We start from the raw sequence: 14,200 nt of genomic DNA on the forward strand, positions 1-14,200 counted from the left end.
CGCGAGCACCGGCCAGTTCCTCCCCCCGAGACCTGAAGAGGCAGCCATGACGAACGCCGAGCGGCAGGTGTTCCTGCACGTGACCCTGAAGATCCGGCAGGGGATGATGGGCCGCTTCGACGCGGTCCTGGCCGAGATGGTTCCTGCGCTGGAGGAGGCCGGCTGGCGGCTGGTGGGTGCGTGGACCACGACGGTCGGCCGGCTCAACACCGTGATCGACCTGTGGGAGCTCCCCGACGCCGATGCCGTCGAGTCGGTGCTCGCCGCCGTGAGCGGCCACCCCGACTTCGGTCGGTGGTACGCCGAGCTGTCGGCCGTGACCGAGGACGAGGTCCTGGCGCTGATGACGCCCACGGCCTACGCCCGCCGGGCCGGCCACGGGTCGGTGGGCTGATGGACGCGGCCACGGTCGAGCGGATCAGGGAGGAGATGGCGTACGAGACGGCCCGCACGGCGCCGCCGGAGGGCTGGCCCGCGCTGCCCGACCTCCCTCTCGGCCGCTACACCGATCCGGCGTTCTTCGAGCTGGAGCGCGAGCGGCTCTGGCGGCGGGTGTGGCTCTACGCCGCTCACGCCAGCGAGCTCCCCGAGCCCGGCTCCTTCGTCGCCCTCGACGTGGCCGGTGTGCCGGTGGTGCTGGTGCGGGGCGACGACGGCGCGGTGCGGGCCTTCAACAACAGCTGCCGCCACCGCGGGGCGCCCGTGGTGCGCGACGAGCGGGGTTGCGAGCGCCAGCTCCGGTGCCAGTTCCACAGCTGGGCGTACGACCTGGCCGGCCGGCTGGTGCGGGTGCCAGACGAGCGCGACTTCGCCGGGCTCTGCCCCGAGGACCGGGGCCTCGTGCCGGTGCGGTGCGAGCGGTGGGGCGGCTGGCTCTTCGTGAACCTGGATCCGCAGGCCGTCCCCCTGAGCGAGTGGCTGGCGCCCGTGGCCCGCGACCTCCCCGAGCTGGCGGCCGCACCCCTGCGGATGCTGGCCCGGAGCACGTCGACGGTGGCGTGCAACTGGAAGGTGACGGCCGAGGCCTTCCTCGAGGTGTACCACCTGCGCACCGTGCACCCCCGCACAGTCGCCGGCTTCCTCGACCATCGCGGCGCCACCATGGGCCTGCTCGACCACGGCCACACCCGGATGGTCACCCCCATCCGCCCGGAGGTGCTGGCCGCGGGCCCCCGGACGCTCGGCCTCCCGGAGATCGAGGGACTCGACCCCCTGTTCGCCGAGGCCAACGTGGCCTACGGGCTCTTCCCCGACCTGATCACGCCGCTCGACACCACCGGCTTCCCGTTCCTGGTGTTCCGGCCGGTCGACGTGGGCACGACACGCCTCGACGTGGTCTGGTTCGCGCCCGACTGGGGCGACGGCGACCCACCCGCGGTGTGGGAGGCCCGGCGGGCCGGGTTCGACGTGGTGATGCAGGAGGACGAGCGCAACATGGAGCCCATCCAGCGCTCGATCGAGGCGGCCGCGCACGGCGGCGTGCCGCTGTCGTACCAGGAGCGGCGCATCTGGCACGTGCACGCCTGGGTCGACCGGGTGATCGGCCCCGAGCGGATCCCCGACGAGCTGCGGGTGCCACCGCTGCTCGATCACCTGGTGGAGCGATAGGCGATGCTGGAGGAGACCCGCGCCCGGGGCGAGGCGCTGGACCGACGTGGCCCGGGTGGTGGATGCCGCTGTGGCCGAGCACGGCCGCATCCACGTCCTGGTGAACAACGCCGGCATCTCCGACCTGCGGGGGCTGGCCAGCGAGCACTTCGACACCGAGACCTTCCGCCGGGTGGTCGACGTCGACCTCATGGGCGTGTGGCACTACACCCGGGCCGTGGGGCGCCATCTCCTCGCCGAGGGTGGCGGCTCGATCATCAACATCGCCTCGATCCTCGCCGAGGGGGGCAACGAGTTCGTCACCCCCGCCTGCCAGGCGGCCAAGGCCGCGGTGCCGCCGATCGGTGAGCAGTACGAGGGGTTGGCGCCCCTGCCGCGCGAGGAGTGGAAGCTCGGCGTGCCCGGCATCCACTACGACCCGCAGGCCCAGTAGGGGTCGCCCCGGCCGTTCTGTGCACCGTCACCACCGTTTCCCGGTCGTGACCGTGCACAGAATCGGGGGACCGGCGGGCGGGGGGGATCAGCGGAGCTCGCGGCGGAGCGCGGCCCGGGCCGCGAACCAGCCCGACCGGCCGTGCACCCCTGCGCCCGGCGGCGTGGACGACGAGCACAGGTAGACGCCGGGGAGGGCGGTGCGGTATGGGTCGAGGCGGGGCGCCGGCCGCACCACGGCCTGCATCCCGTCGAGCCCGCCGCCGGCGATGTCGCCGCCGACGTCGTTGGCGTTGTAAGCCTCGAGGTCGGCGGGCGTGGTGGCCCTGCGGGCGAGGACCAGGTCGCGCCAGCCCGGCGCGAAGCGGTCGAGCTGGCGCTCGACGGGCTCGGTCATGTCGACCGTCGACCCGTTGGGCACGTGGCAGTACACCCACAGGGTGTGGTGGCCGGCCGGCGCGCGGGACGGGTCGGCCACCACCTGCTGGGCCGCGAGCACGTACGGGCGGTCCGGGTGGCGGCCGGCCGTCACCTCGGCCTCGGCGTGGCCGATCTCGGCGAGGGTGCCGCCCAGGTGGATCGTGGCCGCCCGGCGGCAGGCGCCGGCCGTCCAGGGCACGGGCCCGGCCAGCGCGTAGTCGAGCTTGAACACCCCGGGCCCGTAGCGGTACCGCTCGAGGCGGCGCCGGGCGCGCGGCGCCATCCGGTCGCCCGCGATGCGGGCCAGCTGCCGCGGCGTGACGTCGAACAGGGTGGCCCGAGCCGGGGGCAGGTCGGCGAGCGAACGCACCTCGTGCCCGCACACCACCTCGCCGCCCAGGGCGGCCAGGTGGGCCACCAGCGCGTCGACGATCCGCTGCGAGCCGCCGCGGGCGACGGGCCAGCCCACGGCGTGGCCGGTGACGGCCAGCACCAGCCCCAGCCCGGCCGTGAAGGGATGGCTCAGGGGCAGGCAGGCGTGGGCGGCGCAGCCTGCCAGCAGCGCGCGGGCGGCCTCGCCGCGGAACCGGTGCTCGGCCACGGCCCGGGCCGACCGGGCACCCGGGAGGAAGCGGGCCATGGCGAACGGGGCGCGGGGCGGCAGCAGCGGGCCGAGGAGCCCGTCGAGCAGGGGCTCCCAGCGCTGCAGGAGCGGGCCCACCAGGCGGCGCCAGGCCGCTCCGTCGGCCCCGAGGCCGGCGGCGGTGGCGTCGAGCGACCGTTGGAGCACGGCCGCGGAGCCGTCGTCGAGGGGGTGGGCGAGAGGGATCTCGGGATGGGCCCACTCGAGCCCGTGGTCGGCCAGGGGCAGCGAACGCAGGAACGGCGACGCCGCGCCCAGCGGGTGCACCGAGGCGCACACGTCGTGGACGTAGCCGGGCAGGGTGAGCTCGGCCGACCGGCATCCGCCGCCCGGGGTGGCGGCGGCCTCGTAGACCACCACCGAACGGCCTGCGGCAGCGAGCGTGACGGCGGCGGCCAGGCCGTTGGGCCCGGCCCCCACGACGACGGCGTCGGGCGCGGCGGGAGGCATGATCGGCCATCATCGCCCCTGCAGGCAGCCTCCGGGAGGATCGAGATGGCCGACGAGCGGCGGATGTTCATCGACGGCGACTGGGTCGAGGCCCGTGACGGCGATCGCTTCGACACCATCGACCCGGCGACCGGCGCGGTGCTCGCCTCGGTGCCGTCGGGCACCGAAGCCGACGTGGACCGCGCCGTCGCGGCTGCTCGGCGGGTCTTCGACGAGGGGCCCTGGGGGATGCGGACCCCCGAGCGGGAGCGGGCCCGGGTCCTGCTCCGCACGGCCGAGCTGGTGCGGGCCGAGCGTGACCGCCTGGCCGAGCTGGAGGTGCGCGACTGCGGCAAGCCCCTCGCCGAGGCCCGGGCCGACATCGACGAGGTGGCCTTCCTGTTCGAGTACTACGGCGGCTGGGCCACCAAGATCAGCGGCGACGTCCCGCCGGTCGGCCCCGACGCCCTGAGCCTGGTGGTGAAGGAGCCCGTCGGGGTGTGCGGGCTGATCGTGCCGTGGAACTACCCGATGCTGATGGCCAGCCAGAAGGTGGCACCGGCCCTGGCCGCCGGCTGCTCGGTGGTGCTCAAGCCGGCCGAGCAGACGCCGCTTACGGCGCTGGAGCTGGCCCGCCTGCTCGCCGAGGCCGGTCTGCCGGCGGGCGCCTGCAACGTCGTCACCGGGTTCGGCCCCGCGGCCGGGGCACCGCTCGTGGCCCACCCCGCCGTCGACAAGATCAGCTTCACCGGCTCCAGGGAGGTCGGGAAGATCGTCATGCGCGAGGCGTCGGAGGGGCTGAAGCGGGTCACCCTCGAGCTGGGCGGCAAGTCGCCCAACATCGTGTTCGCCGACGCCGACTTCGACGCGGCCATCGCCGGCACGTGCGCCGGGATCTTCGCCAACCAGGGCGAGGTGTGCTCGGCCGGCAGCCGGGTCTTCGTGGAACGACCCGTGTTCGAGCGCGCCCTCGAGGCCATGGCCCTGCAGGTCGCCGACATCCGCCTGGGCAGCGGCCTGCACCCCGACACGACCATGGGCCCGCTGGTGTCGAAGGAGCAGCAGGACCGGGTCGAGTCCTACCTGGCGATCGGTCGGGAGGAGGGCGCCACGCTCGCGGCCGAGGGCCGCCGGCCCGACGACCCGACCCTGGCCGGCGGCTTCTTCGTGCCTCCGGCGATCTTCGTCGACGTCGACCACTCCATGCGGATCGCCCGCGAGGAGATCTTCGGGCCGGTGATGGCCTTGCTGGCCTTCGACGACGTCGACCAGGTGGTGGGCCTGGCCAACGACACCGAGTACGGCCTGGCCGCGGCGATCTGGACCCGCGACCTCGCCAAGGCCCTCCGCACGGCCAGGGCGGTGCGGGCCGGGGTGGTGTGGATCAACGACAGCCAGCCGGCGCCGTCGGAGGCCATGTGGGGCGGCTTCAAGCAGTCGGGCATCGGGCGCGAGCTGGGCCCCTACGCGCTCGACGCCTACCTGGAGACCAAGCAGATCTACGTGAACCTCGCCGGCTGAGACGGGCCGCCGGCGCCCGCACATGGCCGTGGCGGCGCGGCCCTGGCGCGCGTCAGCGGTAGGTGGCCACCTGCTCGCCTATCCAGATGTGGTCCCAGATGACGTCCATGTCGCCGTCGTAGACGCGGGCGCACCCGTGGCTCGCCGGGTAGAGGGGCACCGACGGGTACCCGTGGATGGCGTACCCGCGGATGAAGTACGAGGGGCGGTACATGTTGTCGGACTGGCGGTAGTTGCGCTTCTCGTAGAAGCGGAAGACCCCGACGATCGTGGGCGTCGACGGCTTGCCCGTGGACGTGTGCCACACGTTCACGGTGCGACCGGCCCGCACCAGCAGGACCAGCTGGTGGGCGAGGTCGATCTCGACGTGGTCGGGCTCGAGGTCGGGCCGGCGGGGCGCGGGCAGCGGCGGCGCCTGCAGCATCCGCTGCCACCCCGCCTCGTCGAGCTGGCCGGTGACGGGGAGGGCCGCCACCTTCTGGAAGGCGAACAGCCCGAAGCGGTCCTGGGTGTCGGAGCGGCCGTTCACGCCCATGTGGTAGCCCTGGCGGCTCAGCTCCTCCTCGGCGCAGCGGAGCGAGCGCGGGTTCCCGTCCTCGAGCTGGCACCGGGCGAGCGGCCCGATCGCCAGCCAGCCGCCCACCACCGTGACGGCGCGGGCGTCGGGATGGCGGGCCCGCCAGTCGAGCACCGCGGGGGACATCTCGATGCCGTCGGTGAGCAGCACCGGGGCGTGGCGGGAGGCGGCCACCGGCCCGGCGGCCAGCCCGTCGACGTACGAGGAGGCGCTGACCAGCAGCGGCGGCCCCGTCATGCCCAACCCGACCGCCCGATCGGCGACGGCGGCCGACATGGTCGTGGCGTCGGCGCCGGTGAGGCGGTCGACGCCCGGGAGGGGCGCCACGACGCCGTCGGGGAGCGACGCCGCCGCCCCGATCAGCCACACCCGCTGGGCGCCCAGCCGGGCCACCCGGTCGGCGAGCCCGCCACCGTCGGGCGGCGTGAGCAGGATCGGCAGCTTGAAGGCGGCGGCCAGCGCGCTGGCCGCCAGGGCGCTCTGGGCGTCGGTGGATCCGACGACCAGCACGGTGGAAGGGTCGGCGCCCAGCGCCAGGGCCTGCTCGACCACGAGGTCGGCGGTGCCGTAGCGGTCACCGGCCCGCAGGCGCACCACGGTGCGCCCGCTGCCCTGGATGGCACCCACGACCGCGTCGGAGGGCGCCCCCACCACGTAGACGGAGGGCGCGCCGAGGCGGTCGAGCTCGGCGGCCGTGACCGCCCCCAGGGCATCAGGGGGCGTGAGCAGCACCGGGCCGCCGACCGCGCCGGCGAGGGTGGCGGCGGCGAAGGCGTCGGCGGGATGGAGGCCGCTGACGACCACGGCCGCCGGCGCGCCGCCGGGCCAGCCCTTCTGGCTGAGCAGGGCGGCCGTGACGTAGCGGTCCTCGCCCGAGACGTGGTCGAGCCACGTGGCGGGCTCGGCGCCGGCCGGTGTGGGGGACGTCGCGACCGCGGCGAGGGCCGTCGTCGTGGCCGCCAGCGCGAGCGCCGCCGCCACCTTCCTCAGCCGCCTGCCTGCCACCATCGTCCGCTCCCGTGTGCGTGCCGGCGGCCCGATCGCCCCTGCTCCCACGCCCAACGCTAGGTCAGCGGGCGGGCGCTCGTCCGGACGTTCGTGCCATCCTGCCCATCGTGACCACCCACCACCACCTCGAAGCCATCGATCCCGACCGCCTGCTGGGCTACAGCCTGCTGCTGTTCTCCAAGCTCGAAGGTGCGGTCACCGCGGCCATGGTGCACCTGGGCGACCGCCTCGGGTTGTACCGGGCCCTGGCCGCCCGGGGACCGTCCACGAGCGTCGAGCTGGCCGAGGCGACCGCGCTGCACGAACGGTGGGTGCGGGAGTGGCTCCACAACCAGGCCGCGGCCGGCCTGGTGGCGTGGGAGGCGGGGGCCGACGGCGCCGAGCGGTTCTGGCTCACCACCGAGGCCGTCGCCGTCACCGCCGACGAGGAGCACCCCGCCTTCGGCATGGGCATGTTCGACGAGATGCCGGCCACGATGGGCGTGCTCGAGCGGCTGCCGCACTCGTTCAGCTCCGGGCTCGGCCTGCCCTACGACGCGCTCGGGCCCGAGGGCGCCCGCGGCGTGGAGCGGGGCTTCGCCCCCTGGTACCGGAACTTCCTGGTGCCGGCGGCGCTGCCGGCCCTCGACGGCGTGGTGGAGCGGCTGAAGGCCGGGGCCAGGGTCGCCGACCTGGGCTGCGGCGCCGGGTTCGCCCTGCTCACCATGGCCACGGCCTTCCCCGCGTCGCGCTTCCACGGCTACGACATCTCCCACTACGCCCTGGCCCGGGCCGAGACCCACCTGGCCGAGAGCGGCCTCGCCAACGTGGCGTTCCACGACGCGGGTCTCGACCCGCTCCCAAGCGACGGCTCGTTCGACCTGGTGACCACCTTCGACGTGCTGCACGACATGACCGACCCCGCCGGCGCGATGCGCGCGGTGCGGGCCGCCCTGAAGCCCGACGGCACGTGGCTGATCGCCGACATCAAGGGAAAGGGCTCCTTCGCCGAGAACGCGGCCGCCAACCCGCTGGCGTCGATGATGTACGGCATCTCGGTGCTGAGCTGCATGTCGTCGGCCCTGTCGGCACCGGGAGGGGCCGGCCTGGGCACCCTCGGCCTCCACGAGGAGCTGGCGCGGGCGATGACCGGCGAGGCCGGCTTCTCCCGGTTCCGGCGGCTCGAGATCGACCACCCGGTGAACGCCTTCTACGAGGTGCGCCCGTGACCCGCCTCACCCACGGGAACCGGTCGATCGCCGGGCGCGTGGCGATCGTGACCGGCGCGGCCAGCGGGATGGGCCGGGCCACGGCCCACCTGTTCGCCGACGAGGGGGCCAGGGTCGCCGTGGTCGACCAGAACACGGCCGCGGTCGACCACGTGGTCGCCGAGATCGGCCAGGCCGGCGGCCGGGCGGCCGGGTGGCCGCTCGACGTGCGCGACCCGCGGGCCATCCGCGAAGTGGTGGGGCAGGTGCGCGACATCCTCGGGCCGGTCGACATCTGCGTGAACAACGCCGGCGTGAGCATCCCGGCGCCACTCGAGGGCGACGACGCCGTCTTCGAGGAGGCCTGGGCGACCACGCTGTCCGTGAACCTCACCGCCCACGTGCGGATGATCCGCGCGTGCCTCGCCGACCTGCGTCGCCACCGGGAGGGGCGGGTCGTCAACATCGCGTCCACCGAGGGACTCGGGGCCACCGCGTACCTGAGCCCCTACACGTCCAGCAAGCACGGCGTGATCGGCCTCACCCGCTCGCTCGCGGTCGAGCTGGGCCCGGTGGGGGTGAACGTGAACTGCGTGTGCCCCGGCCCCATCCACACCGGGATGACCGCCCTCATCCCCGACGAGGCCAAGGCGACCTTCGCCCGTCGGCGGGTGCCCCTCAAGCGCTACGGGGAGCCCGAGGAGGTCGCCCAGGCCACGTTGTCGCTGGTGCTGCCGGCGGCGAGCTACGTGAACGGCGCGGTGCTCGTGGTCGACGGCGGGATGACGGCCCAGAACACCTGAGGGCGGGCCGTCGCGGGTGGCGGGGCCGGTCAGGGCGCCCCGTCGAACAGCGAGCCGAACCCCGAGGCTTCGTGGGGGCCGATCACCAGCTGCTCCAGGACCCCCACGCCGTCGCGGCCCCGCCACCGGGCCCGGCACAGCTGCTGCACGTGGACGTGCTGCGGGGCCAGCGGATCGAGCTCGGCGAGCACCCACGAGTCGCCGCCCACCGCCGCCTCTCCCTTCCAGTGGCCGTGGCCCCAGTCGGGGTGGAGGTAGCCGATCCCGAGCATCTGGAAGTCGAGCACCGGCGTCAGCTCGACGACCTCGTGCTCGCCGCCCCATGGCACCAGCACCAGCTCGGCGGCCGCCGCCCGGCGGGTGCCCGGCCGCCAGGTGATCCGGTGCTCGAGGGTGCGCATGGCCTCGATGCGCCCGGCCGGGTCGAAGGCGGGCTCGTCGGGGTGCTCGAGGAGGGGCGCGATCGCTGCGAACTCGTGCCAGCGCCGACCGTCGGCGTACTCCTGCACGTCGGCGTGGAGGCAGGCGTCGTCGAAGTGCAGCGGAGCCCAGAGCCAGAAGAACTGGGGGGTGGGCCCGGGCGCGCCCGGCACCCGCTCGCCCACCGGCCGGATGCCCCACGACCGGTCGCGTGAGCCGAGCAGCCCCGAGACCGGCTCGCCCCGCCCCTGGATCCGCACCCAGCCGTCCCAGGTGCCCCACTGGGTGAGGCGGGTGTAGTCGAAGACCGTGCGGGTGCCCTGGCGGAGGGTGAAGCGGGGCTCCTCCAGGGCGGGGGTGCGAGCCCGGAACTCGAGCTCGGCCTCGAGGCCGTGCTCCGGCGAGCGGACCAGGAGCCGGATGACCCGGAGCGGTTCCACCACCTGCACCGCGATCGGCCCCACATGGGTGCGCGTGCGGTCGTCGGGGGCCAGCCCGCTGGCGAACACCGACGTCTGGACCCCGTCGTGGACCACGCTGAAGGCCGCGTCGATCACGTGGCGGTTGGGGTAGAGGCCCATGGCCAGGCCGTACATGAACCCCCGGTCGGGGTCGTAGCCGTTGAAGAAGTAGCGGTCGTAGGCGTTGAGGTCACCGGTGGCCGGGTGGGCGATCGGCTGGGGCGTCTGGTGGACCGGGTAGTCGTCGAGCGGGTTCAGCACGGCGACACCCTACGGGGCCGATGTCAGCCGGTGTCGCAGCCCCGCGTAGCATCGTGGCGTGCAGCCCCCGCGACTCTCGCCAGCCGCGTACCGGCGGATCACGTTCGTGGCCTTCCTGGCGCTGGCCTTCATCGTGGTGTCGGGCGCGGCCGTCCGCCTCACCGGCTCCGGCCTCGGGTGTCCCGACTGGCCCACCTGCTACGAGACCCAGTTCCACGCCAAGGCCGAGTACCACGCCATGATCGAGTTCGTGAACCGGCTGGTCACCGGGCTGGTGTCGGTCGCGGTGATCCTGGCCGTGCTCGGCTCGCTGGTGCGCACGCCACGCCGGCGCGACCTGACGTGGTGGTCCCTCGGCCTCGTCGCCGGCGTGGTCGCCCAGATCCTGATCGGGGCGTTCGTGGTCTTCTGGCACCTCACCCCGCCGATCGTGATCGCCCACTTCCTGGTGTCGATCGTCCTGCTCTGGAACGCCCTGGTGCTGTACCGCAAGGCCGGCCAGCCGCAGGGGCCGGCGCACCTGCTGGTGAGCCGCGACCTGCTGGTGGCCATCCGGGTGCTGTTCGCCAACGCCTGCCTGGTGGTCATCACCGGCACCATCGTCACCGGCGCCGGGCCCCACGGCGGCGACGAGTCGGTGGACCGCCTGCCCTACTTCCTCCCCGACGTGGCGCGGGTGCACGGCGCCAGCGTGATGCTCCTCGTGCTGCTCACCGTCGCCCTGCTCCTGCTCCTGCGTCGAGCCGAGGCCCCACGCGTGGTGCGGCGGTCGACGGTATGGCTCCTGGGCGCCCTCGTGCTCAACGCGGCCATCGGCTACACGCAGTACTTCACGGGCGTGCCCGCGGCGCTGGTCGCCTTCCACGTCGCCGGAGCGGTGCTGGTGTGGTCGACGGCGGTGTGGCTGAACCTGGTGGTCGTCGAGCGCACGCCCCGGCCGGCCGAGGTGCCGGCCGAGACGGCCCTCGCCGCCCGCTGAGGGTGCCTACGACCGGGCGACCCGGCTGACGCGCTCGGCGGCCTCGCGGAGCTCCTCCACCGAGCGCCGGAAGATCTCCGCCACCGGGAGGACCTCGTCGATGCGGCCCATCACCTGGCCGCCGAGGGCGACCGACGCCTCCAGGTCGCCGCCGAAGTAGAGCTCCATGGCGGTGGCGAACTCCTCCATGCCCACGTGCTCCTCGCGCTCGAGCCGCTCGGTGCGCTGGGTGCGCAGCGCCCGGAGGCCTGGGCGGGAGAAGCGGTTCAGGAACACGGTGTCGGTCTCGGCTGCGGCCACGATGGCCCGCTTCCAGTTGTCGTGGACGGGCGACTCGGCCGCCGACACCATGCGGGTGCCCATCTGCACGCCGTCCGCGCCGAGGGCGAAGGCGGCGGCCATGCTCCGCCCGTCGCAGATGCCGCCGGCGGCGATCACGGGCACGTCGAACCGGGAGCACACGAGGGGCAGCAGCACCATGGTGGCGACGTCGCGGGGGTTCTTGAAGCCGCCGCCCTCGCCTCCCTCCACGACCAGGCCGTCGACCCCGGCCTCCACGGCCTTGCCCGCCGCCTTCAAGGTCGGCACGACGTGGAAGACGGTGAGGCCGGCCGCCTTGAGGGTGGCGGTGTAGCGGGTGGGGTCACCGGCCGACGTGGTGACCACCCGGACCCCCTGGTCGACCACGAAGTCGACGATCGACGGGTCACGCACGAACAGTTGGGCGATGTTCACCCCGAACGGCTTGTCGGTGAGGTCGCGCATCCGGCGGATCTCCTCGCGGATGACGTCCAGCTCGCCCGACGACGTCTCGATGATCCCGAGGCCGCCGGCGTTCGACACCGCCGACGCCAGCTGGGAGCGGGCGATCCATCCCATCGGGGCCTGGACGATCGGGTACTCGATGCCGAGCAGGTCGGTGATCCGGGTGCGCATGCCCTCAGCCTGCCCGAACCGCCGCGGGAGGGCACGAACGCGGTCGCGTGGGAGCCGTGGCCCTGCGGAGGGGCCAGACTGGCGGCGGTGCCCACCGGCCTGTTCCGAGCCCGGCTCGCGCTCCGCGCCGCCGGCCTGTCCGACACGCAGCCCCTGGAGCGCGCCCCCGGGTCGGCCAACGAGGTGTGGCTCACCGACCGCTACGTGATCCGCATCACCCCGCACCCCTCCAGTCGCCGGCTGGAGAACGAGGTCGAGGTGGCCGAGCTGCTGCCCCGCGACATCCCCTACCCGCCGATCGTGGGCTACGGCCGGGCGCCCTTCGGGGAGTGGCTGCTCCAGCGGCGCCTCCCGGGCGAGGTGCTGGCGCGGGCCTGGCCCGGCCTGCGCGAGGACGAGCGGGCCGACGCCGTGCGCCAGGTGGGCGGCGTGCTGCGGTCGATCCACGCGGTCTCCTCGCAGCGGGGCCCGTGGGGCCCGATCACCTCGGTGATCGCCGAGGGGGGCGTCGAGGCCCCCCACCAGCTCCCGCCGTCACGGCTGCTCGAGCTGCTGGTGCGCGCCCGCGCCCTGCCGAACGTGGAGCGCGAGGTGCTCGACGACGCGACGGCCCTGGTGCGCCGATCGGCGTCGGCGCTCGACGACGGCCACCGGTGGGGCCTGGTGCACGGCGACCTCCACTTCGAGAACCTGCTGTGGCGCGACGGCCGCATCACGGGCGTGCTCGACTTCGAGCACGCCCGTTCGGGCCCGCCCGACCTCGACCTCGAGGTGATCCTGCGCTTCTGCGAGGAGCCGGCGCTCCACGTCGCCGAGGACTACGCGTCGTCGCTCAACCGCCGGCAGTTCCGCGGGGTGGTGTCGTGGCTCGAGCAGGCCTACCCGGCGCTGTTCTCCCACCCCCGGCTCGAGGAGCGAATCGCGCTGTTCAGCCTGTCGTACGACGTGCCCCTGCTGCTGCGCCACCCCCCTCGCGTGCCGCCCCGCGAGCTGCCGCCGCACCACCCGTACGCCCGCATCCGCCGCATCGTGCAGGGCCACAGCCCGCTGCTCGCCCTCACCTGGTGACGGCCCGCCGGCGGCGGCCGCTACAGGTGGCGGGCCGCTGCCTGCTGCACCGCCGTCACGATCGGGTCCCAGTCGGCGCCGGGCTCGCGGGTGACGGTGACGAAGTCGTTCACCCCGAACACCGACGCCACGCCGCCGGCCTCGAACACCGCCTCCGCGAACGGGTTGCCGGCGGCGGCCTCGGCCGAGCCCACGTTCATCGATCCGTCGAGGCGCACGTCGAGCGTGAACTTCATGGCGTTCGGGTTGGGCGTGGGGGACGGGGTGGCGGAGGCCATGGGCGCATCGTAGGCCGGCGCACGTGCGCACCCCGTGGCCTCGCGTGTAGGAAAGCGGCACACGACCATCCAGGGGGGACGATGAAGGCCGCGGTCCTGCGCACCATCCCGTCGGAGCTCGAGATCGACGAGGTCCGGATCGACGCGCCCGGGCCGCGCGAGGTGCTGATCCGCACGGCCGCCGCCGGGCTCTGCCACAGCGATCTCCACTTCATGGAGGGCGCGTACCCCTATCCGTGCCCGACGGTGCTGGGCCACGAGTCCGCGGGTGTGGTCGAGGCGGTGGGCGACCAGGTCACGTACGTCGCGCCCGGTGACCACGTCGTCACCTGCCTGGCCGTCTTCTGCGGCACCTGCGAGTACTGCCTCGGCGGACGCCCCTCGCTCTGCGACAAGAGCGCCGTGCGGCGCCCGCTCGACGGGCCCCAGCGGCTCAGCCTGCCCGACGGCACGCCCGTCTGGCAGTTCCTCGACATGTCGTCGTTCGCCGAGCAGATGCTGGTGCACGAGAACGCCGTCGTGAAGATCCCCGAGGAGATGCCGCTCGACCGGGCCGCGCTGATCGGCTGCGGCGTCAACACCGGGGTGGGGGCGGTGGTGAACACCGCCAAGGTGCCCCCCGGCAGCACGGTGGCCGTGATCGGGTGTGGCGGCGTCGGGCTGAACGCGGTGCAGGGGGCGGTGCTGGCCGGCGCGGCTCGCGTGATCGCAGTCGACATGCTCCCGGGCAAGCTGGAGCTGGCGAGGCAGTTCGGCGCCACCGACGTGGTCGACGCGTCGGCCGGCGACGCAGTGGCGCAGGTGCAGCAGCTGACGGGCGGCGGCGTGCACTACTCGTTCGAGGCGATCGGGCTGAAGCAGACCGCCGAGCAGGCCTTCCAGATGCTCCGCAACGGGGGGACCGCCACGGTGATCGGGATGATCCCCGTGGGCACCATGGTGGAGCTCCACGGCGTCGACCTGCTGTTCGAGAAGAGGCTGCAGGGCTCCAACATGGGCTCCGGGTCGTTCCGGTTGGACATGCCGACGTATGTCGACCTCTACCTGCAGGGCCGCCTGAAGCTCGACGAGCTGGTGTCGCGCCGGATCACCCTGGAGCAGGTGAACGAGGGCTTCGACGCCATGAAGGCCGGCGAGGTCGCCCGCAGCGTCATCGTCTTCGACTGATC

The 14,200-nt window shown here is 74.0% G+C and carries 14 protein-coding genes; 9 read left to right on the forward strand and 5 right to left on the reverse strand.

Features of this window, described 5'->3' with window-relative positions:
• The first annotated feature begins 46 nt into the window (after positions 1-46).
• Genes IPM45_00685 through IPM45_00695 form a run of 3 tightly spaced genes read left to right on the forward strand, consistent with a single transcriptional unit; the run spans position 47 to position 2,041 of the window.
• Positions 47-394: an NIPSNAP family protein gene (locus IPM45_00685; GenBank protein ID MBK9178083.1), complete on the forward strand. Its 348-nt coding sequence runs from the start codon at positions 47-49 to the stop codon at positions 392-394.
• Positions 394-1,608 (forward strand): aromatic ring-hydroxylating dioxygenase subunit alpha, encoded by a 1,215-nt coding sequence (locus IPM45_00690; GenBank protein MBK9178084.1) that lies wholly within the window; start codon positions 394-396, stop codon positions 1,606-1,608. The genes IPM45_00685 and IPM45_00690 overlap by 1 nt, the downstream gene beginning before the upstream one ends.
• A gap of 55 nt (positions 1,609-1,663) precedes the next feature.
• Positions 1,664-2,041, forward strand: a complete 378-nt coding sequence (locus IPM45_00695) for an SDR family oxidoreductase (protein MBK9178085.1) — start codon at positions 1,664-1,666, stop codon at positions 2,039-2,041.
• Positions 2,042-2,128: 87 nt separating this feature from the next.
• Here the strand turns inward: IPM45_00695 and IPM45_00700 are convergent, their stop codons facing one another.
• Complete coding sequence (locus IPM45_00700) at positions 2,129-3,553, reverse strand: NAD(P)/FAD-dependent oxidoreductase (GenBank protein ID MBK9178086.1); 1,425 nt, start codon at positions 3,551-3,553, stop codon at positions 2,129-2,131.
• Positions 3,554-3,598: 45 nt separating this feature from the next.
• Here IPM45_00700 and IPM45_00705 point away from each other — a divergent pair, with 45 nt between their 5' ends.
• Positions 3,599-5,053 carry an aldehyde dehydrogenase family protein gene (locus tag IPM45_00705; protein ID MBK9178087.1) on the forward strand — a complete coding sequence of 485 codons (1,455 nt, stop codon included), beginning with the start codon at positions 3,599-3,601 and terminating at the stop codon, positions 5,051-5,053.
• A 52-nt stretch (positions 5,054-5,105) separates the two neighbouring features.
• On the opposite strand, the gene IPM45_00710 is transcribed toward IPM45_00705, so the two are convergent.
• Positions 5,106-6,635 (reverse strand): cell wall-binding repeat-containing protein, encoded by a 1,530-nt coding sequence (locus tag IPM45_00710; protein ID MBK9178088.1) that lies wholly within the window; start codon positions 6,633-6,635, stop codon positions 5,106-5,108.
• Positions 6,636-6,745: 110 nt separating this feature from the next.
• On the opposite strand from IPM45_00710, the gene IPM45_00715 reads away from it, so the two are divergent.
• Positions 6,746-7,846: a methyltransferase domain-containing protein gene (locus tag IPM45_00715; GenBank protein ID MBK9178089.1), complete on the forward strand. Its 1,101-nt coding sequence runs from the start codon at positions 6,746-6,748 to the stop codon at positions 7,844-7,846.
• 68 nt (positions 7,847-7,914) lie between these two features.
• Positions 7,915-8,628, forward strand: a complete 714-nt coding sequence (locus IPM45_00720) for an SDR family oxidoreductase (GenBank protein MBK9178090.1) — start codon at positions 7,915-7,917, stop codon at positions 8,626-8,628.
• A 29-nt stretch (positions 8,629-8,657) separates the two neighbouring features.
• Here the strand turns inward: IPM45_00720 and IPM45_00725 are convergent, their stop codons facing one another.
• Entirely contained in the window at positions 8,658-9,770 is a 1,113-nt protein-coding gene (locus IPM45_00725; protein ID MBK9178091.1) for a hypothetical protein, read from the reverse strand.
• A gap of 58 nt (positions 9,771-9,828) precedes the next feature.
• Between IPM45_00725 and IPM45_00730 the strand changes: the two genes are divergently transcribed.
• Positions 9,829-10,749, forward strand: a complete 921-nt coding sequence (locus tag IPM45_00730) for a heme A synthase (protein MBK9178092.1) — start codon at positions 9,829-9,831, stop codon at positions 10,747-10,749.
• Between the two features lie 6 nt (positions 10,750-10,755).
• On the opposite strand, the gene IPM45_00735 is transcribed toward IPM45_00730, so the two are convergent.
• A complete protein-coding gene (locus tag IPM45_00735) occupies positions 10,756-11,685 on the reverse strand; it encodes a nitronate monooxygenase (GenBank protein ID MBK9178093.1) in 930 nt (309 codons plus the stop codon).
• A gap of 87 nt (positions 11,686-11,772) precedes the next feature.
• Here IPM45_00735 and IPM45_00740 point away from each other — a divergent pair, with 87 nt between their 5' ends.
• Positions 11,773-12,753 (forward strand): aminoglycoside phosphotransferase family protein, encoded by a 981-nt coding sequence (locus tag IPM45_00740; GenBank protein ID MBK9178094.1) that lies wholly within the window; start codon positions 11,773-11,775, stop codon positions 12,751-12,753.
• Positions 12,754-12,773: 20 nt separating this feature from the next.
• Here the strand turns inward: IPM45_00740 and IPM45_00745 are convergent, their stop codons facing one another.
• Positions 12,774-13,031, reverse strand: a complete 258-nt coding sequence (locus IPM45_00745; protein ID MBK9178095.1) for a NifU N-terminal domain-containing protein — start codon at positions 13,029-13,031, stop codon at positions 12,774-12,776.
• An 81-nt stretch (positions 13,032-13,112) separates the two neighbouring features.
• On the opposite strand from IPM45_00745, the gene IPM45_00750 reads away from it, so the two are divergent.
• Positions 13,113-14,198 carry a Zn-dependent alcohol dehydrogenase gene (locus IPM45_00750; protein ID MBK9178096.1) on the forward strand — a complete coding sequence of 362 codons (1,086 nt, stop codon included), beginning with the start codon at positions 13,113-13,115 and terminating at the stop codon, positions 14,196-14,198.
• The last annotated feature ends 2 nt before the right edge of the window (positions 14,199-14,200 follow it).

This window comes from Acidimicrobiales bacterium, from assembly GCA_016716005.1.
Classification (GTDB): domain Bacteria; phylum Actinomycetota; class Acidimicrobiia; order Acidimicrobiales; family JADJXE01; genus JADJXE01.

Coding starts and splice junctions, on each gene's coding strand:
- IPM45_00720 (MBK9178090.1), top strand. CDS start 7,915: ATGGGCCGGGCCACGGCCCACCTGTTCGCCGACGAGGGGGCCAGGGTC.
- IPM45_00700 (MBK9178086.1), bottom strand. CDS start 3,553: ATGCCTCCCGCCGCGCCCGACGCCGTCGTCGTGGGGGCCGGGCCCAAC.
- IPM45_00705 (MBK9178087.1), top strand. CDS start 3,599: ATGGCCGACGAGCGGCGGATGTTCATCGACGGCGACTGGGTCGAGGCC.
- IPM45_00685 (MBK9178083.1), top strand. CDS start 47: ATGACGAACGCCGAGCGGCAGGTGTTCCTGCACGTGACCCTGAAGATC.
- IPM45_00690 (MBK9178084.1), top strand. CDS start 394: ATGGACGCGGCCACGGTCGAGCGGATCAGGGAGGAGATGGCGTACGAG.
- IPM45_00750 (MBK9178096.1), top strand. CDS start 13,113: ATGAAGGCCGCGGTCCTGCGCACCATCCCGTCGGAGCTCGAGATCGAC.
- IPM45_00745 (MBK9178095.1), bottom strand. CDS start 13,031: ATGGCCTCCGCCACCCCGTCCCCCACGCCCAACCCGAACGCCATGAAG.
- IPM45_00735 (MBK9178093.1), bottom strand. CDS start 11,685: ATGCGCACCCGGATCACCGACCTGCTCGGCATCGAGTACCCGATCGTC.